This window comes from Pseudomonas sp. SMV71 (assembly GCF_052042015.1).
Classification (GTDB): domain Bacteria; phylum Pseudomonadota; class Gammaproteobacteria; order Pseudomonadales; family Pseudomonadaceae; genus Aquipseudomonas.
The window spans coordinates 42,371-60,973 of sequence record NZ_JBKGGU010000005.1 but is presented as its reverse complement, the minus strand read 5'-3'; the positions used below and the strand labels follow the sequence as shown (position 1 = coordinate 60,973).

Annotated in this window: 20 protein-coding genes and 1 pseudogene; 8 read left to right on the top strand and 13 right to left on the bottom strand. The window is 63.7% G+C overall.

The window, feature by feature from the left end; all coding sequences use genetic code 11:
• Positions 1 to 181: 181 nt before the first annotated feature.
• From ACLEJQ_RS06330 to nirS, 11 genes and pseudogenes are all read right to left on the bottom strand, one after another.
• Positions 182 to 1,678, bottom strand: a complete 1,497-nt coding sequence (locus ACLEJQ_RS06330) for a cytochrome D1 domain-containing protein (protein ID WP_440793207.1) — start codon at positions 1,676 to 1,678, stop codon at positions 182 to 184.
• The gene (cobA, locus tag ACLEJQ_RS06325; protein ID WP_440793205.1) at positions 1,675 to 2,511 is read right to left on the bottom strand and encodes a uroporphyrinogen-III C-methyltransferase; all 837 of its coding nucleotides are present in this window, start codon (positions 2,509 to 2,511) and stop codon (positions 1,675 to 1,677) included. The genes ACLEJQ_RS06330 and cobA overlap by 4 nt, the downstream gene beginning before the upstream one ends.
• A 45-nt stretch (positions 2,512 to 2,556) precedes the next feature.
• Positions 2,557 to 3,729 (bottom strand): heme d1 biosynthesis radical SAM protein NirJ, encoded by a 1,173-nt coding sequence (gene nirJ / locus ACLEJQ_RS06320; protein ID WP_440793203.1) that lies wholly within the window; start codon positions 3,727 to 3,729, stop codon positions 2,557 to 2,559.
• Positions 3,730 to 3,874: 145 nt separating this feature from the next.
• A pseudogene (ahbB, locus tag ACLEJQ_RS06315) lies at positions 3,875 to 4,378 on the bottom strand (siroheme decarboxylase subunit beta); the annotation flags it as partial.
• On the bottom strand, positions 4,353 to 4,796 hold the full coding sequence (locus tag ACLEJQ_RS06310) for an Lrp/AsnC family transcriptional regulator (RefSeq protein ID WP_440793201.1): 444 nt from the start codon (positions 4,794 to 4,796) through the stop codon (positions 4,353 to 4,355). The gene ACLEJQ_RS06310 and the pseudogene ahbB (ACLEJQ_RS06315), both read right to left, overlap by 26 nt.
• A complete protein-coding gene (gene ahbB / locus ACLEJQ_RS06305) occupies positions 4,789 to 5,301 on the bottom strand; it encodes a siroheme decarboxylase subunit beta (RefSeq protein ID WP_440793199.1) in 513 nt (170 codons plus the stop codon). The genes ACLEJQ_RS06310 and ahbB (ACLEJQ_RS06305) overlap by 8 nt, the downstream gene beginning before the upstream one ends.
• Complete coding sequence (locus tag ACLEJQ_RS06300) at positions 5,298 to 5,756, bottom strand: Lrp/AsnC family transcriptional regulator (RefSeq protein WP_440793197.1); 459 nt, start codon at positions 5,754 to 5,756, stop codon at positions 5,298 to 5,300. Before ACLEJQ_RS06300 ends, ahbB (ACLEJQ_RS06305) begins: the two co-directional genes overlap by 4 nt.
• A 2-nt stretch (positions 5,757 to 5,758) precedes the next feature.
• A complete protein-coding gene (locus tag ACLEJQ_RS06295; RefSeq protein ID WP_440793195.1) occupies positions 5,759 to 6,937 on the bottom strand; it encodes a cytochrome D1 domain-containing protein in 1,179 nt (392 codons plus the stop codon).
• The gene (locus tag ACLEJQ_RS06290; protein WP_440793193.1) at positions 6,934 to 7,263 is read right to left on the bottom strand and encodes a c-type cytochrome; all 330 of its coding nucleotides are present in this window, start codon (positions 7,261 to 7,263) and stop codon (positions 6,934 to 6,936) included. Before ACLEJQ_RS06290 ends, ACLEJQ_RS06295 begins: the two co-directional genes overlap by 4 nt.
• 178 nt (positions 7,264 to 7,441) lie before the next feature.
• Positions 7,442 to 7,753: a c-type cytochrome gene (locus tag ACLEJQ_RS06285; protein WP_440793191.1), complete on the bottom strand. Its 312-nt coding sequence runs from the start codon at positions 7,751 to 7,753 to the stop codon at positions 7,442 to 7,444.
• A gap of 24 nt (positions 7,754 to 7,777) precedes the next feature.
• Positions 7,778 to 9,472 (bottom strand): nitrite reductase, encoded by a 1,695-nt coding sequence (gene nirS, locus ACLEJQ_RS06280; RefSeq protein WP_440793189.1) that lies wholly within the window; start codon positions 9,470 to 9,472, stop codon positions 7,778 to 7,780.
• 198 nt (positions 9,473 to 9,670) lie between these two features.
• On the opposite strand from nirS, the gene ACLEJQ_RS06275 reads away from it, so the two are divergent.
• The 6 genes from ACLEJQ_RS06275 to ACLEJQ_RS06250 all read left to right on the top strand — a co-directional run bounded on the left by ACLEJQ_RS06275 (position 9,671) and on the right by ACLEJQ_RS06250 (position 15,450).
• The gene (locus ACLEJQ_RS06275; RefSeq protein WP_440793187.1) at positions 9,671 to 10,474 is read left to right on the top strand and encodes a CbbQ/NirQ/NorQ/GpvN family protein; all 804 of its coding nucleotides are present in this window, start codon (positions 9,671 to 9,673) and stop codon (positions 10,472 to 10,474) included.
• Positions 10,458 to 11,042, top strand: coding sequence for a cytochrome c oxidase subunit 3 (locus ACLEJQ_RS06270; RefSeq protein ID WP_440793185.1), 585 nt, complete (start codon positions 10,458 to 10,460; stop codon positions 11,040 to 11,042). The genes ACLEJQ_RS06275 and ACLEJQ_RS06270 overlap by 17 nt, the downstream gene beginning before the upstream one ends.
• Before the next feature lie 12 nt (positions 11,043 to 11,054).
• Positions 11,055 to 11,312 (top strand): cytochrome C oxidase subunit IV family protein, encoded by a 258-nt coding sequence (locus tag ACLEJQ_RS06265; protein ID WP_440793183.1) that lies wholly within the window; start codon positions 11,055 to 11,057, stop codon positions 11,310 to 11,312.
• A gap of 280 nt (positions 11,313 to 11,592) precedes the next feature.
• The gene (locus ACLEJQ_RS06260; RefSeq protein ID WP_245138113.1) at positions 11,593 to 12,033 is read left to right on the top strand and encodes a c-type cytochrome; all 441 of its coding nucleotides are present in this window, start codon (positions 11,593 to 11,595) and stop codon (positions 12,031 to 12,033) included.
• 3 nt (positions 12,034 to 12,036) lie between these two features.
• A complete protein-coding gene (locus tag ACLEJQ_RS06255; protein WP_440793180.1) occupies positions 12,037 to 13,464 on the top strand; it encodes a cbb3-type cytochrome c oxidase subunit I in 1,428 nt (475 codons plus the stop codon).
• Between the two features lie 147 nt (positions 13,465 to 13,611).
• Positions 13,612 to 15,450, top strand: coding sequence for a nitric oxide reductase activation protein NorD (locus ACLEJQ_RS06250; RefSeq protein WP_440793178.1), 1,839 nt, complete (start codon positions 13,612 to 13,614; stop codon positions 15,448 to 15,450).
• Between the two features lie 4 nt (positions 15,451 to 15,454).
• Here the strand turns inward: ACLEJQ_RS06250 and ACLEJQ_RS06245 are convergent, their stop codons facing one another.
• Both ACLEJQ_RS06245 and ACLEJQ_RS06240 read right to left on the bottom strand, forming a co-directional pair.
• Positions 15,455 to 15,655, bottom strand: coding sequence for a protein DnrP (locus ACLEJQ_RS06245; protein ID WP_440793176.1), 201 nt, complete (start codon positions 15,653 to 15,655; stop codon positions 15,455 to 15,457).
• On the bottom strand, positions 15,652 to 16,335 hold the full coding sequence (locus ACLEJQ_RS06240) for a Crp/Fnr family transcriptional regulator (protein WP_440793174.1): 684 nt from the start codon (positions 16,333 to 16,335) through the stop codon (positions 15,652 to 15,654). Before ACLEJQ_RS06240 ends, ACLEJQ_RS06245 begins: the two co-directional genes overlap by 4 nt.
• Positions 16,336 to 16,918: 583 nt before the next feature.
• Here ACLEJQ_RS06240 and ACLEJQ_RS06235 point away from each other — a divergent pair.
• The gene (locus ACLEJQ_RS06235; protein WP_440793172.1) at positions 16,919 to 18,109 is read left to right on the top strand and encodes an NnrS family protein; all 1,191 of its coding nucleotides are present in this window, start codon (positions 16,919 to 16,921) and stop codon (positions 18,107 to 18,109) included.
• Between the two features lie 25 nt (positions 18,110 to 18,134).
• A complete protein-coding gene (locus ACLEJQ_RS06230) occupies positions 18,135 to 18,578 on the top strand; it encodes a hypothetical protein (protein WP_440793170.1) in 444 nt (147 codons plus the stop codon).
• Positions 18,579 to 18,603: the final 25 nt, after the last annotated feature.

Below are 18,603 nucleotides of genomic sequence, written 5' to 3'. Positions count from 1 at the left end.
CTTGCTCGCGAAAGGGCCATTGCATCCAATATCTGTGCAGACTGATCTACCGCATTCGCGAGCAAGCCCGCTCCCACAGTGGTCAGCGTTAGCCCCGAAGTACTGCCTCCCTCAGCAGTACACCCGTGGCGAGGGAGCTTGCTCCCGCTGGCCTGCGCAGCAGGCCCCCCAGAGCGGCCGGTTAGTGCGAAGTCCCCTCGGCAAACTCGATCTTGTTCCCCACGTTGTACTTGCCCGAAGGCTTGTTCATCGGCAAGCGCTTGATCTCCTGGAGGGTGTCGCTGTCGTAGACGATCAGCGCACCGTCGGTGGCCCAGATGCTCAGCAGCAGATAACGACCGTCGCGGGTGAATTCGACATGGGCGGCGGTTTTTCCGGGCATCGGGCGCAGGGTGTGGGCGATTTCCAGGGTCTGCTTGTCGATCAGGTGAATCGCATCGTTGTCCGGGCCGAAGAACACATCGGTCCAGGCGTAGCGCGAGTTGACGTGGCTGCGCAGGAAGAACCCCGGCCCCAGGGTCGGGATCTGCCTGATGACTTTCCAGCTATCGAAATCAATGACCGAGATCAGCCCCTTGCTGATATTCGGCGTGGCGAATATCCAGTGCCCGTCGCGCTTCCAGTAGGTACCCGAGCCCAGGTGAGGCATGCCCGGCAACGCGATGTCGGTTACCACTCGGCCATTGTCGAGGTCGATCACCTGGCCACCCTGGGCCTTGCGCGAGGTGGCGAGCAGTTGCCGGTAATCGGGCGAAAAGGAAAAGTCATCCAGATAGTCCTCGGCCTCGATACGCCTCGGCACGAAGTCCGGGTTCGGGCCGGTCGGCAATTCCCAGACTTCTTTCACGTCCTTCAATGCGACGATGAAACTGTTGCGCGGCGGTGCGGTATAGACCGCGCTGACCCGCGAGGCCTGGCCGTCACGACCCAGGGTGGCGATGGTCTTGACCAGTGACAGATCCCGCCCATCGAGCACCGTCAGGCTACCGGGCAGGTAGTTACCCACCAGTACCCAGCGTCCGTCCTTGCTCACTGCCAGGTTGCGCGTGTTGAGCCCGGCCCGTATTTCGGCGATCAGCTTGAGATTGTGCAGGTCATACAGGCTTATCCAGCCGTCCCGGGAGGCGACGTAGACGAAGCGCCCATCCGGCGAAAACTTCGGCCCGCCGTGCACGGCAAAGTGCGAGGCGAAACGCGCCAGCACTTCGAAACGGTCGCCGTCGACGATATCGATGTGATGATCGCCAGCTTCCACCACCACGAACAGGTTCAGCGGGTCGGCGTGGTGCTGGGGTTTGTCCGGCAGGCTGGCGAGATCCGCCAGCACGCGATGGCTGTGGCGAATGTCATCCTCGCTCCAGCTGGGTTCGACGGCGGGTGGACGCTGGAGATATTGCGTCAAGCCATCGATCTGCGCGGCATCGAGCAACTCGCCGAACGCCGCCATCTGACTGGCTGGACGCCCATGCTCAATCACCTGACGGATCTCGTCGGGTTTGATCCGGCTCAGGCTCTGGGGCAACAGGGCGGGGCCGGTGCCGCCGATGCGGTTGACCCCGTGACACTGCTGGCAGTGTTGCTGGTAGTTGCGCTCGGCCAACGCCTGGTCCGCCGGGGGCGCGGCAACGCCGTGGGCACTGCCGAGCCACAGCAACGGCACCAGCCACCAGCCCCTCACAGTGCCACCTTCGGCAGGCTCGATTGCGGGGCAGGGAGAAGACGCGCCGGATGTTGCAGCGGTTGCCGGGCGAATAAATCCACCACCTTGCCGATCACCGTCAAGGTGGGCAGGCCTTCGGCGCACGCCAGGGCCATCGTCGGCAGCTCTTGGAGCGTGCCACGCAGTACCTGCTGGTCCGGGCGCGTGCCGTTGCTGATCAGGGCGGCCGGGGTGTCTGGTGCCAGGCCGGCTTGCATCAGCCGCGTGGCGATGGTGCCCAGGTTCGACAGGCCCATGTAGAACACCAGGGTCTGGCTGTCATCTGCCAGGCTTTGCCAGGGCAGGTTCAACTCACCATCGCGTTGCAGGTGACCGGTAATGAAGCGACAGGAGTTGACCAGGTCGCGATGCGTCAGGGGAATGCCGGCGTAGGTGCTGCAACCGGCTGCGGCAGTAATCCCCGGCACCACCTGGCAATCGATGCCGCGCGCCAGCAGGTATTCCAGTTCTTCGGCACCTCGGCCGAAAATGAACGGGTCGCCACCCTTGAGCCGCACCACCCGTTGACCCTGGCCCGCCAATTCGGCCAGCAGTTCGTTGATCTGCGGCTGGGGCAGGCTGTGACAGCCGGCGGCCTTGCCTACGTAGTGCCGGGCGCAGGACAACGGGATCAGGCCCAGCAGTTGCGGGCTGATCAAACGGTCGTAGACCACCGCGTCGGCCTGCGACAACAAGCTCCAGGCACGCAAGGTCAGCAGGCCCGGATCACCGGGGCCGGCGCCGACCAGGGCGACTTCCCCCGGTCTGAAGGGCGATTGCAGGGCTGCGGGTAAGACGAAGGGGGCTGGCATGGGACTTCCTTGGTTCGGTATCAGGTTCGCCGACGGTGTATCGGTTCAGGGCAGTGCAATGCTGGGGATCGAATCCAGGCCGATTTCCTCATCGCTCAGATGGCAGCCGGGGTCTTGGCCCCACAGGTCGCCGTCGGCCCAGGCGCGGGTGCGGGTGTTGCCGTTACAGATCTCCAGCCAGCGGCATTGACCGCAGCGGCCCCCGACCGCGCGTGGGTGTTCGCGCAGTTGCAAAAGCAGGGCGTCGGGACGGTCGCACCAGAGGGTCTTGAACGGCGTGCGGCGCACGTTGCCCACCGAGTGCTGCCACCAGTAGGTATCGGGATGAACCTCGCCGGTGTTGTCGATGTTGGCGATGCCGCTGCCCGAAGCGTTGCCGCCCCAGGCCCGGAGCATCTGTTCCAGGGCGTCGTAATGGACGGGTTGGCGGGCCGCGACCCATTGCAGCAGCAAGATGGCATCGGCGTCGTTATTGCCACTGACGAAATCGCTGTCGCGGCCCTGCTCGATATCGCGCCAGGCCCGTTCGAAGATCAAGGTCATGGCCTCGCGGCTCATCTGTTGCCGAGCGTCGAGCTTGCGACTGCGCTTGCCTCGGCCGCTGTAGTTGAGGTGCGACAGGTAGAACTTCTGCACGTCGTATTCATCCATCAGCTCCAGCAAGCGTGGGAGCTGGGCTTGATTGTGCTGGGTGAGGGTGGTGCGCAAGCCGACCCGGATTCCATGCTCGCGGCACAGCCGGATCGCCGCCATGGAGCGGGCGAAACTGCCCTTGAGCTGGCGGAACGCATCGTGGGTCGCTTCCAGGCCATCGATGCTGATGCCCACGTAATCGAAGCGCGCGGCGGCGATCTGCTCGATGTTGCCTTCGTCGATCAGCGTGCCGTTGGTGGACAGGGCCAGGAAAAATCCTTTGTCACGGGCATAGGCGCTGAGCTCGAACACGTCAGCGCGCAGCAACGGTTCGCCGCCGGACAGGATCAGCACGCGCACACCGGCGTCATGCAGGTCGTCGATGACTTGCAGCGCGGCGTCGGTGTCCAGTTCGTCGCGAAACTGACTGTCAGCCGAGGTCGCGTAGCAGTGCTTGCAGGTCAGGTTGCAGCGCCGCAGCAGGTTCCAGATCACCACGGGCGGGCGGTTACTGCCCGGCGGTGCGCTGCGCGGTGCCGGGCATTGACCGGCCAGGGCGCGCAGGTAATGGCTGATCCTTAACATGAAACGCTCCTTCGATTTCGATCGACGTGTGGGTTCAGCGCGGCTTATCCCCATGTGGCAGGAGCAAGGCTTGCCCGCGATGAAGCTGATGCGGTCCATCAGAAACCGAGGCGCCTGTTTCGCGAGCAAGCGTCGCTCCCACGGTGGCCAGGCGCAGGCCGGTTTTCTTCAGGATCCGACTGCTCACCAGCATGTCGTCGGCGACGCAGGCGTCGCCCAGCAGGTAGCGCAGGTGGTCGCGGTAACTGTCGATTTCTTCGCGGCTGCGACCATGGACCATGGCGAACAGGTTGTAACGCCAACCGGGCCGGCGTGGACGTCGGTAGCAATGGCTGACGAAGGGCTGCGCACCGAGCAGGGCGCCGAGGCGCGGCATCTCTGTGTCGGCCACGTCCCACACGGTCATGCCGTTGTGCCGGTAGCCGAGGCGATAGTGGTTGGGCACGGCGGCGATGCGGCGGATCGCGCCTTCGGCCTGCAAGCGCTTGAGCAGGTCCAGGGTCGACTCCACGCTCAAGCCCAGTTGTTCCGCCAGCCAGGCCCAGGGATCTTCCAGCAGGGGCAGGCCGGCCTGGGTCAGCTCCACCAGGCGCAGGGTCAGGGATGGATGCTCCAGCGCCGGGTCAGACCGGGAAGTACAAGCCGACATGGTAGGTCTCCTCTTTGGGCAGGTTCAGCGGCACCAGGCCGGTCAGTCGCTCGATGCGCAACAACGTTTCGCTGATCGCCTGTTCGCTGGCGCAGGCGAGCACGAACCACATGTTCCAGGTGTGCTCGCGGCGATAGTTGTGGGCCACTTCGGGCAGATCCCCAAGTAGCTCGGCGACGGTCTCGAAGCGCGCTTCGGGCACTGCCAGTGCGGCCAGGGTGAACGCGCCGCCCAGGCGGTCGAGGTCGAACATCGGGCCGAAACGGGTGAGCACGCCGTCGACGAGCAACTCGTGCAGGCGGTCGAGCATTTCGCTGCTGCTGCAACCGAGTTCAGCGGCCAATACCTGCCACGGCTGACGCACCAGCGGCAGGCCCAGTTGCAGGCGGTTGATCAGGCGGCGGTCCAGATCATCCATCGGCGCGGGCTCCCGCGGGTGGGGCGAAGCGTCCGCCGCATTGCTTGAACAGGTGAGTGCTGAACAGTAGCTGGTGGGGCAGGTCGTCCAGCAGATGCTGTGCCAGCAGCGCCTGGACTTGCGCTTCCACGCGGTCACGTTGGCGACCATGGATCATGCAGAACAGGTTGTACTGCCACTGGGGTAAGCGCCGTGGGCGCTGGTAGCAAAGGCTGATTCCCGGAGCCTGGCCGAGGCGTCGACCGACCTCGTCCACCAGCGCATCCGGCACATCCAGCACCAGCATCGCGTTGGCGGCAAAACCCAGGGCGCGATGGTTGACCACCAGCCCGACGCGGCGAAACAGGCCTTGTTCATGCCAACGCCGGACCTGCTCCAGCACCTGCTGTTCGCTGGCCTCGATCTGTTCGGCCAGGGCCTGGAAAGGCCGCGATGCCAACGGCAGGCCGGTTTCCAGCTGCCGGCGCAGTTGCAAGGCTTGTTGCGTGTTCAAGATGTCTGTCATGGGGCAGTCTCCAGGGCGAAGCCCAGGTCGATGCGGTAGGCGGTCAGCATGGGCAGGTCCAGCGGCGTGAGGCCGGTGTCGCTTTCCAGTTCCTGGAGGATGCTGTCCAGGTGGGCGCGGTCGGGACCGGTCACTACGAACCACAAGTTGTAGCGGTGCTCCCGGGCATAGTTGTGATTGACCTCCGGGTATTGGCTGACCCGTGCCGCGACTTGCTGCAAGCGTTCTTCCGGCACCGCGAGGGCGGCGAGGGTGCTGGCCCCGGCCCGGGTGTGCTCGAACACCGGCCCGACCCGCGACAGGCTGCCGGCCACTTGCAGGTGGCGCAGGCAATCGAGTACCTGGGCTTCGCTGCAACCCAACGCCTCGGCCATGGCCCGATAGGGTTGCGCGCACAACGGCAGGCCATGCTGGAATCGATCGATCAGGCGCCGGGCCAGCGAGTTGACGGTCATGTTCAATACCCCGGCTTGTGCGCACGACTGCTGAAGAAAATACCGCTGGGGCTGGCGGCGGGCAGGCTGCCCAGGCGCTCCAGTCGGTACGGGTTCCAGACCTGAACCTCGCCGCCGTCCCGGGCCGACAACCATAACTGGTCGCCGCGGGCGGTGAACTCCATGTGCAGCACCGCTGGCCCTGGTCGCAGGTCGGCGACAATGGCATGGGTCTGGCTGTCGATGACCTGGACCCGGTCGTTGTCCGGGTAGGCGAAGTTGACCCACAGCTGCCGACCGTCCGGGCGTGCGGTGACGAATACCGGTTGCCCGGCGACCTCGATGGCGTCGGTCTGCTTCCAGCTGGCGGTGTCCATCACCAGCACCTGGTGATGGCCGACGGCGGGTACGAAGGCGTGCTGGTCGGCCAGGGCCCAGCCTTCCAGGTGGGGCATTTTGTACACCGGGAGTCTGGCCTGGCCGCGTCCGTAATGGCCGAGCACACGTTTCACGCCACGCTCCGGGTGCCAGAGATCGAGTTGCGCCATGCCGTCTTCACCGAACAGGCCGGCCATGTAGTAGCGCCCGTCCGGGGTAATCAGCGCGTCATAGGGTTGCTGGCCGATGGCGCTGAAGCGCTCGATGCGCGGCGTGAGGCCCTGGCTGAAATCGGCGGTCCAGATCTCACCGGTGTCGAACAGGCTGAACACGAAGCGCTGGCCCGGCGCGTCCACCAGGCCGACCACCCGCGAGCGCTTCTGGCCGTCGGGCAACGGCGTGGCCGGAATGTCAGCTACCTGTGCCAAGGTCCGGGCATCGAACACCTTGACGCCGCCGGGCTCGTAGTTGGATACGGCGATCAGCGCACCGTCCTGGCTGATCGCGCCACCGATGCTGTTGCCGCCCTGAATGATCCGCCGCTCGATTTTCGCCGTGAGCAGATCGACCTTGCTCAGGCCGCCATCGCGGCCGAACACATAGGCGTAACGTTGATCGCGGGAGAACACCACCGAGGCATGGGACAGGTCGCCCAGGCCTTCGACGCGGGCCAGGGCGGTGCGGGTGTCGCTCTCGATGATTTGCAGGCTGCCGGTGGCACGCTCCACCACCACGCCAAGGTCGCCGGTGCCGCGCAGCGGTGTCTGGGCGCAACCGCTCAGCAATAGGGCGACGGCGGTCAAGGACAGGAAGGAACGGATCATGAGGCGGGTTTTCCTTGCAGGAGCCGGTCAACCAACCAGCGGATGTCGTCGGCGCCCAGCAGCGGAGCCCAACCGGGCATGGCGCTGCCGGGCCGTCCCAGGGTGACGGTGGCGATGAGGCTGTCGCGGGACTTGCCGGACAACGCCTGGCGAGTCAGTGGCGGGCCGAGGCCGCCGGTCAGGTACAGGCCGTGGCAAGCGCCACAGTCCTGGTCCAGCAGGTGTTGCAGTCGGGCTTGGCGCTGCGGGTCGGGAGTGGCCAGCGCGCCGGCCGAAAAACTGAGGAGCAGGAGCGTCATCAGGGTTGCAGCGCTGTGTCGTTCCATGACGTCCTCCTGATTGAAATTCGCCTGTATGGCTGTTGTGGCGAGGGAGCTTGCTCCCGCTGGGCTGCAAAGCAGCCCCTGGTTTTTGCCTGATATAACGAGTTGCCAGGTCTTTGTTGGGGCTGCTTCGCAGCCCGGCGGGAGCAAGCTCCCTCGCCACAGGGTTTTGTGTCTGGGGTTACTTGAGGCTCAACACCCAAGCCGCCAACACCTTCGCTTCCTCCTCAGTCACCGGATTGGCCGGCATCGGCATCGGTCCCCAATTACCTTGCGTACCTTCCTTGATGTGTTTGGCAAGCACCTCCTGGGCGCCCGGGACGTTGGCGTTCTTCGCCGCGACGTCCTTGAGAGCCGGGCCGACCACCTTGGTGTCGATGGAATGGCATGCGGCGCAGGGTTTGCTCTTGAACAAGGTCGGTCCGTCTTCGGCCAACGCCGGTTGCAGGGTCGATACCGCGGTCAGGGCCAGCGCGATCAGAATAGGCTTCATGGTTTTTCCTCTTATTGATGGGGCTCAATAGATGTCGTGTTGGGTGTTGTAGACGTTGAATTTCCCGGTGGGCGTGATCAGGCGCTTGTCCTTGATCACGTTCTTGACCTTCAGCGTCTTGTCGTCGATCACCACCAGGGCCGACTCGTCTTCCTGGCCGCTCCAGACCGAGAACCAGACCTCGTCGCCGGCCTTGTTGTATTCCGGCTGCACCACGCGCAGGGCGCCTTTCTTGATGCCGGCGTACTCGGCAATCGGCAGCACGGTGTAGCCGGCGTCGAGCTTGTCGATGTTGAACACCGCCACCGACTGACTGAGCTTGGCGTCGGGGCTCAGGGTGGTGTCGACATACAGGTGGCGCGACTGCGGGTGGGTCTTGATGAACAGCGAACCGCCGCCCTGGCCCTGGAGCGAGCCGACCTGTTTCCAGGCGTATTGCGGGTGCTTGACCGGGTCGGTGCCGATCAGCGAGACGCCGGCATCGCCCAGGTGGCTGGTGGCCCAGACCGGTCCGTAGAGCGGGTGGTTGAAGTTGGCGCCGCGCCCCGGATGCGGGGTCTTGCCGACGTCCACCAGGGCGGTGAGCTTGCGTTCCTTGGAGTCGATCACCGCGACCTTGTTGGAGTTGTTCGCAGCGGTCATGAAGTAGCGATGGCTGCTGTCCCAACCGCCATCGTGGAGGAACGGCGCGGCGTCGATGCTGGTGATGGTGAGGTTCTTGATGTCCTGGTAATTGACCAGCATCACCTTGCCGGTTTCCTTGACGTTGACGATGAACTCCGGCCATTCATGGGAGGCGATGATTGCCGCGACCCGCGGTTCGGGGTGGTACTGCTGGGTGTCGACGGTCATGCCGCGGGTCGAGACGATCTGCTTGGGCTCCAGGGTCTCGCCATCCATGATGGTAAACTGCGGCGGCCAGTACGAACCGGCAATGGTGTACTTGTCCTCGTAGCCCTTGAACTTGGAGGTTTCCACCGAGCGGGCTTCGATGCCGACCTTGATTTCGGCGACCTTGGTCGGCTCCTTCGGCCACAGGTCGATCATGTCGATCTTGGCGTCGCGACCGATCACCAGCAGGTAGCGCCCCGATGCGGAGATACGCGAAATGTGCACCGCGTAGCCGGTGTCGATCAGCTTGACGATCTGCTTGCTGTCGCCGTCGACCAGGGCAATCTTGCCGTCGTCGCGCAGGGTCACCGAAAACAGGTTCTGCAGGTTCAACGAGTTGAGTTGTTTGCTCGGCCGGTCCTCGGGCTTGACCAGTACTTTCCAGGTTTTCAGGGTTTCGGCCATGCCCCATTCCGGCGGCGTAGGCGGGATGTGCTGGATGAACTTGGCCATGACCGTGATCTGGTCTTTGGTCAGGGCGTTGGAGGTGCCCCAGTTCGGCATGCCGGCGGCCGAGCCATAAGTGATCAGCGCTTCCAGGTAGGCCTGGCCGCGCGTCTGAGTGATGTCAGGGGTCAGCGGTTTGCCGGTGGCGCCTTTGCGCAGCACCCCGTGGCAACCGGCGCAACGCTGGAAATAGATTTCCTTGGCCGCATCGAAATCGGCCTGGCTCAGGTCCGGGGCGCCTTCGGTCTTGACCAGGCGAGGTGACTCTTGCGCGGTGGGTTGGTCGGCGACAGCGTAGGGTGCGGCCAACGCCGCACACAGCGCCGTGACCCCCATTGCCGTGATCGTCAGCGCCGACGATGTTTTGTGGCTGATCAGCATTCCATTTCTCCTCAGGCGTGACCCGTGCTGCGCTGCAACTGACCTTCGGCGCGCAGCTTCTGGGTGCGTTGCAAGGCTATGCCCAGGCCGGTGGTCAGCCGCTTGACGGCGATCAAGTTTGCCGGCCGCGGCCCTTGCCAGGTTGTCGCAGGGCCCCGTAGCGTGAGGCGCAATCGATTAATCCGAGCAGGTCGTGCCATGAACGCAATCCACCCTCTGCAACAGCCGGACGAACCCTTCTATCAAGCCCAGGACAACGAACCGACGCTGTTCGAACAGGCCTGGCGCCACGGCATGCCGGTGCTGATCAAGGGGCCGACCGGATGCGGCAAGACCCGTTTTGTCCAGCACATGGCCCACCGTCTGAAACTGCCGCTGTACACCGTGGCCTGCCACGATGACCTGAGCGCGGCCGACCTGGTGGGCCGGCATCTGATCGGCGCCCAGGGCACCTGGTGGCAGGACGGGCCGTTGACCCGTGCGGTGCGCGAGGGTGGTATCTGTTATCTGGACGAGGTGGTCGAGGCGCGCCAGGACACGGCCGTGGTGTTGCACCCGCTGGCCGATGATCGTCGGCAGCTGTACCTGGAACGCACCGGGGAAGTGCTCCAGGCGCCGCCGTCGTTCATGCTGGTGGTGTCTTACAACCCCGGTTACCAGAACCTGCTCAAAGGCATGAAGCCCAGCACCCGGCAGCGCTTCGTGGCGATGCGTTTCGATTATCCGACAGTGGCCGACGAGGAACGCATCGTCGCCCGCGAAGCCAACGTCGACATGGCCCTGGCCAGCCAGGTAGTGCGACTCGGCCAGGCGCTGCGACGCCTCGATCAGCATGACCTGGAAGAGGTCGCTTCGACCCGGCTGCTAATCTTCGCCGCACGGATGATCGGCTCCGGCATGGACCCGCGCCAGGCCTGTCTCGCATGCCTGGCCGAACCGTTGAGTGACGACCCGCAGACCGTTGCTGCGCTGATGGATGTGGTCGATGTCCACTTTGGCTGAAACCGTTACCCCATCGCGACGGCTGCCGGGTGACCTGGCGATGTGGTTTTTCATCCTCGCCGAGCTGTCGGTGTTCGCGCTGCTGATCCTCGCGTTCACCGTCGCGCAGGCGCTGGACCCACAGACGTTCAGCGAAGGCCGTCATCTGCTGGATCGCTCCACGGGCCTGGCGATGACCCTCAGCCTGCTCACCGCCGGACTGTTCGCCGCGCTGGCCCAAGAGCAGGTCAGGCAAGACCGGCCGCGTCGCGCCGCACGGTTATTGTGTGTGGCGTTGCTGCTCGCCTGCGGTTATGTGGGGATCAAACTCACGGAGTACGCCCATCTATTGGCGAACGGCCTGGGGATGGAGCACAACACATTCTTCACGTTGTACTGGATCCTCACCGCGTTTCATTTTCTCCATGTGTTGCTGGGCATGGTGATCCTCGCCTGGCTGGCCGAGGGGTGTCGGCGACGTCGCTATCGGGCGCAACGCAACAGTGGGTTGGAATCCGGCGTGCTGTATTGGCACATGGTCGATCTGGTCTGGGTGCTGCTGTTCCCGGTTGTCTACATCCTTGATTGAGCGGAGGTATGCATGTCGGCTTCCCGTGTCCTGATCGCCTGCTGGATGACGCTGGCCGTGTTGAGCACCGGCACCGTTGCCCTGGGCCAGATCGCAGCTACCGGCCTGGTGTCCATCGCCATCCTGGTGGTCGCGGTGACCAAGGCCTGGCTGATCGCCGACGGCTTCATGGAGCTGCGCCACGCGCCGCGATTGTGGCGACGGCTGGTGTTGAGCTGGGCGGTGGTGCTTGCGACCGTTATAGGGATCGTCATCTCACGCACGATCTGAATCCCGGCGCACCTTCCGTTGTGGCGAGGGAGCTTGCTCCCGCTGGGCTGCGCAGCAGCCCCCATAGCAACCACTCAATCTGCCTGATACACCGCGCCAGCAGGTTTTAGGGCCGCTTCGCAGCCCAGCGGGAGCAAGCTCCCTCGCCACAAAAGCCTGCCTGTCTTTCGGACTGTATTGGAACAACCCACCAAAACCATCGGAGATTCTTGATCGCCATCAAGCGGTTTCGAGGGGCTCGCTTCCTAGAATGGTCACGCCAAGCAATGAGGAAGTGACCATGTCAGATACCTTCACCAAAGGCATGGCCAGGAATATTTACTTCGGGGGAAGCGTGTTTTTCTTCCTGATATTCCTGGCCCTGACCTACCACACGGAACAGACCTTTCCAGAACGCAGCAACCAGGCGCAATTGACCGAATCGGTGATCCGCGGCAAGGGCGTCTGGGAGCGTAACAACTGCATCGGCTGCCATACCCTGCTGGGCGAGGGCGCGTACTTTGCGCCGGAGCTGGGCAATGTGGTCAACCGCCGCGGCGGCGAGGAAGCGTTCAAGCCGTTCCTGCACGCCTGGATGAAAATGCAGCCGCTGGGCGTTCCCGGGCGCCGGGCCATGCCGCAGTTCAACCTCAGCGAGCAGGAGGTCGACGACATCGCCGAATTCCTCAAGTGGAGTTCGAAAATCAATACCAATGGCTGGCCGCCAAACAAGGAGGGCTGAGAGATGAGCATGGCTAATCCGCATCTGAAATTCGCCTCGCAGGCCGTTGCCAAACCCTATTTCGTGTTTGCCCTGATACTGTTCCTGGGCCAGGTCCTGTTCGGTTTGATCATGGGCCTGCAATACGTGATCGGCGATTTCCTGTTCCCGCTGATTCCTTTCAACGTGGCCCGCATGGTCCACACCAACCTGCTGATCGTCTGGCTGCTGTTCGGCTTCATGGGCGCGGCCTATTACTTGGTACCGGAGGAGGCCGATCGCGAGCTGCACAGTCCGAAACTGGCGCTGCTGCTGTTCTGGGTGTTCGCCATCGCCGGGGTGCTGACAATCCTGGGCTACCTGTCGGTGCCGTACGCGACGCTGGCGAAAGTCACCGGCAACGACCTGCTGCCGACCATGGGCCGTGAATTCCTGGAGCAGCCGACCATCACCAAAATGGGCATCGTGGTGGTGTGCCTGGGCTTTCTCTATAACATCGGCATGACCCTGCTCAAGGGGCGCAAGACCACGGTCAGCATGGTGATGATGACCGGCTTGATCGGCTTGGCGGTGTTCTTCCTGTTCTCCTTCTACAACCCGGAAAACCTCGCCCGCGATAAATACTACTGGTGGTGGGTGGTGCATCTGTGGGTCGAAGGCGTTTGGGAACTGATCATGGGGGCGATGCTCGCCTTCGTGCTGATCAAGATCACCGGGGTGGACCGGGAAGTGGTGGAGAAGTGGCTCTACGTGATCATCGCTATGGCGTTGATCACCGGCATCATCGGCACCGGTCACCACTTCTTCTGGATCGGTGCGCCCGAGGTCTGGCTGTGGGTCGGTTCGATCTTCTCGGCAATGGAGCCGCTGCCGTTCCTGGCGATGGTGATATTCGCCTTCAGCATGGTGCGCAATCGTCGCCGGCAACACCCGAACCGCGCCGCCACGCTATGGGCCAAGGGCACCACGGTGACCGCATTCTTCGGCGCCGGCGTCTGGGGGTTCCTGCATACCCTGGCACCGGTCAACTACTACACCCACGGTTCGCAACTGACCGCGGCCCACGGTCACCTGGCCTTCTACGGAGCCTATGCAATGATCGTGATGACGCTGATCAGCTACGCCATGCCTCGCTTGCGCGGCCTGGGCGAAGCGGCGGATGAACGCTCCCAGCGCCTGGAAATCTGGGGCTTCTGGTTGATGACCCTGTCGATGGTGCTGATCACTCTGTTCCTCACTGCGGCGGGTGTGGTCCAGGTCTGGTTGCAACGCTGGATGGCCGACGGCAGCGCCTTGCCGTTCATGGCGACGGTGGATCATTTGAAACCGTTGTTCTGGGCACGGCTGCTCAGCGGCGTCGGGTTCCTGGCCGGTCTGCTCTGCTACCTGCTCAGCTTCCGCCAGCGTGGCCGTGCGGCCCAGCGGGCGTCGGCGACGGTGGTGCCTTCGTGAGTTACCACAGCGATTAAGCCGGACTCATTAGTGGCGAGGGAGCTTGCTCCCGCATGAGTGCGAAGCGCTCACAAAAATGGGCTGCTGCGCAGCCCAGCGGGAGCAAGCTCCCTCGCCACAATGGGTTCGGTTTGGGAGGAGGAAAGCATGGCATTCACCCTGGAGCTGGAAGAATGGGTCGGCAGTGTCTGGCACCGTTTCATTACCCGCCGCGCCAGCACGGATTTTCCCGAGGCGCGGGTCGAGCTGATGGATCGGCAACGCGCCTTGCGAGTGTTGCTGCGGGCCACGGGCGGGGCTCGTCACCTGGGGGTGGAAGCCGTCAGCGACCGCGATGTGTTGCTGCGCCGCAACCTGTTGCAGCAGATCGCCGGCACTTGCAAACAGATGCCCCTGGCCTGGTGCGATGGTGACAACCTGCGCTTGCCAGCGAGCCTGGCGGTGCTTCCCGATACCCGGCTGAACGAGGAACTGTATCGCTGGCTCGCCTTGTTGGCCGCGCAGTCCGGGCCGATGCAACACTGGGGGCGTGACAACCAGCGTTGGACCCTGGCGGTTTTGCAACGCTATCCGGCAATGCGTGCGCGCTATCGGCGCCTGGTGGAGGCGCATCTGGCCTTGCGCCCCGACCCGGCCAGTCTTAACCCGGCCGAAGCGGCCCTGGAGCGCGCGCTGTGCCAGGCGTTGCGCGAACCGGGCAGCGTCGAGCAGTTTCCGCGCAGCGAACGGGCGGCCTGGCCGCTGCCGTTGTGGCTGTATCCTGCGCAACACCTGGCCGATCCCCAGGCCGCCGACCTGGAGGAATCCGAGCAATACCTGGCGACCCCGGCAGGAGAGCAGAAGGGCGGTCGCAAGCGCGCCGAGCGGATCGACGAAACCACCCGCGACGGCGGCTTGCTGATCGTGCGCCTGGAAAACCTGTTCAGCTGGACCGAGCACGTTGACCTGGATCGCTGGGCCGATGACAGCGAAGATCCGGACGCCGCCCGCGTTGCCGAAGACCTCGACCAGTTGAGCCTGTCGCGGACCCGCTTGCGCAAAGGGGGTGGCTTGAAGCTGCATCTGGACTTGCCACCGGCCGACGTGGATGACATCCCCCTGGGCGAGGGCGTTCTGTTGCCGGAATGGGACTACCGCAAACAGCGCCTGCAGGAGGACTACGTCAGCCTGCAGACCTTCATTTCCCGTGACTGCGAACCCCAGCCGCTGCCGGTACGCCTGCGTCCTGCGGCGCAACGCTTGCGCCGCCAGTTCGAGCACTTGCGCAACGACCGCCAATGGCTGCGCCAGCAGACCCAGGGGGCGGAGCTGGACCTGCAAGCCTGGCTGGATTTCCACGTCGAGCGCCAGCACGGCCCATGCAGCGAACGCGGCCTATTCCTCGAACAGCGCCAGACCCGCCGTGACCTGGCCTGCCTGCTGCTGGCGGATCTGTCGATGTCCACCGACGCCCACCTCAACGACGAGCATCGGGTGATCGAGGTGATCCGCGACAGTCTGTTGCTGTTCGGTGAGACCCTCTCGGTGCTGGGGGATGATTTCGCCTTGTACGGGTTCTCTTCGTTGCGCCGCCAGCAGGTGCGGCTGCATGCACTCAAGGCGTTCAACCAGCGCTACGACGACCACACTCGTGGCCGGATCCTGGGTCTCAAACCCGGTTATTACACGCGCATGGGTGCAGCGATCCGCCACGCTACACAACGGCTGGCGGGCTGCAAACGTCGGCGCAAACTGTTGCTGTTGCTCAGCGATGGCAAACCCAATGACCTGGACCTCTACGAGGGACGCTACGGCGTGGAAGACACTCGCCAGGCGGTGCTCGAAGCGCGGCGCCAGGGACTGACGCCGTTCTGCATCACCATTGACCGTGAGGCGGGGGACTATCTGCCGTACATGTTCGGCGCCAATGGCTACACCTTGATTCGCCAGCCTGCGCAACTGCCGCTGCGCCTTGTGCAGTTGTACCGGCAATTGACCCAGGATTGAGCGCTCAGCCGATGTCGCGGGGCAGCCAGAAGAACATGACGATGCAGAACAGCGTCAAGCCGACACAGAACCAGGTGAAGCGCCGCAATCGCCGTTCGCCGGCCAGTTTCGCTTCGGTCGGCAAGGGCATGCCGCACTGGCGGCATTCGCTTTCATCGGCGTGATAGGCCCGTTGGCAGTACAGGCAGGTGGGCTGCGGGCTCATTCGAACTGCTCCAGGCGCAGGCGGTCGAGGATTGCGATCTGCCGGCCGTCCTGGGTGATGATCTTTTCGTCGATCAGGCGCCGGATGATCCGCGAGAAGGTTTCCGGCTGGATCGACAGGTGCCCGGCGATCAGCTGCTTGGCCATCGGCAGTTCGAACTGGCTGTCGACAGTTTGCAGGCGCACCAGCTGCGTGAGCAGGTAGCGCACCACGCGGTGGGTGGCGTTCTTCAGTGACAGCGTCTCGATCTCGTTGACCCGCTGGTGCAGGCGCACGCAGAGCTTGCCGAGCAGGGCAAAGGTCAGCCGGCTGTTGCTTTGCAACAGGCGCATGTAGGTGGCGTTGGACAGCCGGTACAACTGGGTCGGTCCGACCGCTTCGGCAGAGGCGACGTAGTTGGGCGTGTCCATCAGCATCATGGCTTCGGCGAAGGTCTGTCGCTCGCCGATCACCTCGAAGACCTTTTCCTGGCCGTCCGGGGTCAAGCGGTAGATCTTCACCGCGCCGGCGATCACGAAATAAAACGCCTGGGCCGGCTCGCCCTGGAGAAACAGCGGCTCGCCCCTGTCGACGTTCAACAGTTGGCTGGTGCTCATCAATTCGTCGAGTTGTTCCTCGTTCAACGGCTCGAACAGGTGATGGCTGCGCAGAATCTGGTGATGGATGCGGTGGAGCACCATGGGATGGAATCCTTTTTAAGACGGGAAATGGATCGGATCAGATCAGGCTCAGGGACAGGCCGCTGGCGAGTGCCAGGATGCAGGACAGCACGACGAACCAGGTCAAAGGCAGAGCGATGTACTTCATGGAGGGGGCCCGGATAGACAGTCTATGACCTGGCTGAGCAAGAGCCGGGCCAGGCGCTGGGGGGCAGGTATTCAGCAAGGTTCGGGATGTAGAGGGTGAAAATGACCCAAATGCGACAGGGTTAAAAGAACCCTGATAGGGTTCTAAGTACCCTGATGGTCCCTGTGGGAGCGAGCTTGCTCGCGATTGCGGCAGGGCAGGTTGCATCGATGCTACATGTGCGACCGCCATCGCGAGCAAGCTCGCTCCCACAGGGGGCATATTCATATGTGCCTGGGCATGATCGCGAGGCAATTGCGGCAAGCCCCTTGCAAAGGACACTTTGAGGTAGTCGATCATCCGCAAGCGAGCTTGATCTGACACAAGCTCCCTCGGGCATCGATAGCCGATCATTCGAACCCTGTTCGTTGACCCTCGTCAGTGGCCCCGCGACTCGATGAGGTTAAGGAGTGAAGTATGCAAGTGCTCGACCGTCGCAAGGCCATGGCCATTTTGCCGCTGTGGCGCCTGGCGTTCCGGCCGTTCTTCCTGGCCGGCTGCGTGTTGGCGCTGTTGGCCGTCCCGCTGTGGCTGGCAGCGTTCAGCGGACGGTTGTCCGGGTGGCAGCCGGCCGGTGGCTGGCTGGCCTGGCACCGTCATGAGCTGTTGTTCGGGTTTGGCCTGGCAATCATCGCAGGGTTCCTGCTGACGGCGGTGCAGACCTGGACCGGGACCCCAGGCCTCAGCGGCAAGCGGTTGGCAGCGCTGACGGTGCTATGGCTGGGGGCTCGGCTGGCCTGGCTGATTGATGCGCCCTGGCCATTGTTGGCATTGCTGGAGCTGGGTTTTGCCCTGGCGGTCGCGGCGCTGATGGGCTTGACCTTGTGGCGCGTGCGGCAGAAGCGCAATTACCCGATCGTCCTGGTATTGCTACTGTTGGCCGCGGCCGACGGCTTGTCGGTCTATGGCCTGGTGCAGCGTAACGAGGGCATCGAGCGGCAAAGCGTGCTCACCGGCCTATGGCTGGTGGCGGCGATGATGGGGTTGATCGGTGGGCGGGTGATCCCGTTCTTCACCCAGCGCGGTCTTGGCCGGGTGCAAGGCGTCGCGGCCTGGCCGTGGCTCGATCGCCTGTTATTGCTGGGATCGGCGCTGGTGGCGCTGTTGTATGCGTTCGGCGTGGCGCTGACGCCCCATATCGCTTGCGGCCTGCTGTTCGCTGCACTGGCGGTGGGCCACGGGATTCGCCTGGTGCGTTGGCATGATCGGGACCTATGGCGAGTGCCGCTGCTGTGGTCGCTGCACCTGGCCTACGCCTGGCTGGCACTGGCCTGCCTGGGCATGGCGCTATGGCATTTCGGCGTGCCGGTGAACCCGAGCCTGGCGGTCCACAGCCTGACCATCGGCGCCATGGCCGGGCTGATCCTGGCGATGATTGCCCGTGTCAGCCTGGGTCATACCGGACGTCCCCTGGAGCCGCCAGCAGGTATGACGTTGGCGTTTATCCTGTTGAACCTGGCGTGCTTGAGTCGCGTGCTGCTGGTGCTGGTGTTCCCGTTGGCCGGACTATGGCTGGCGGGGGTGTGCTGGACGCTGGCGTTCGGGCTCTATGCCTGGCGGTACGGGCCGATGCTGTTGCAGGCTCGGGTGGATGGGCATCCGGGATGAAACGACTGAGCGCAGGTAATCGATAATGTATGGGCTCTTGCTGGTCACCCACTTGTTGGCGGCGATTGCCTTCATCGGCACGCTGTTTTTCGAAGTCTTTATCTGGCATACCGCCCGCAGGCCACTGGCCGTAGAGGCCAGGGACGCTGCCGACCAGGCCATCGGCAAGCGCTCGCGGCAGGTGCTGCACGGCGTCGTGCTGTTGTTGTACGGCGCCGGCATTGGCCTGGCCTGGCAGCATCGTGGCGCCTTGAGCCAACCGCTCCATAGCAGTTTCGGCCTGCTGCTGAGCCTGAAGATCCTGCTGGCGTTGAGCATCATTGGACACTATTTATGGCTGGCGTACTGGCTGCGCAAAGGCCGCCTGAGCCCGGGACGAGCCAGCTGGATACGGCGCAGCATTCTCGGGCATATGCTGCTCATTGTGCTGTTGGCGAAGGGGATGTTCTATTGGCAATTCCAAGTGTGAACAAACACCACTGAACCTGTGGGAG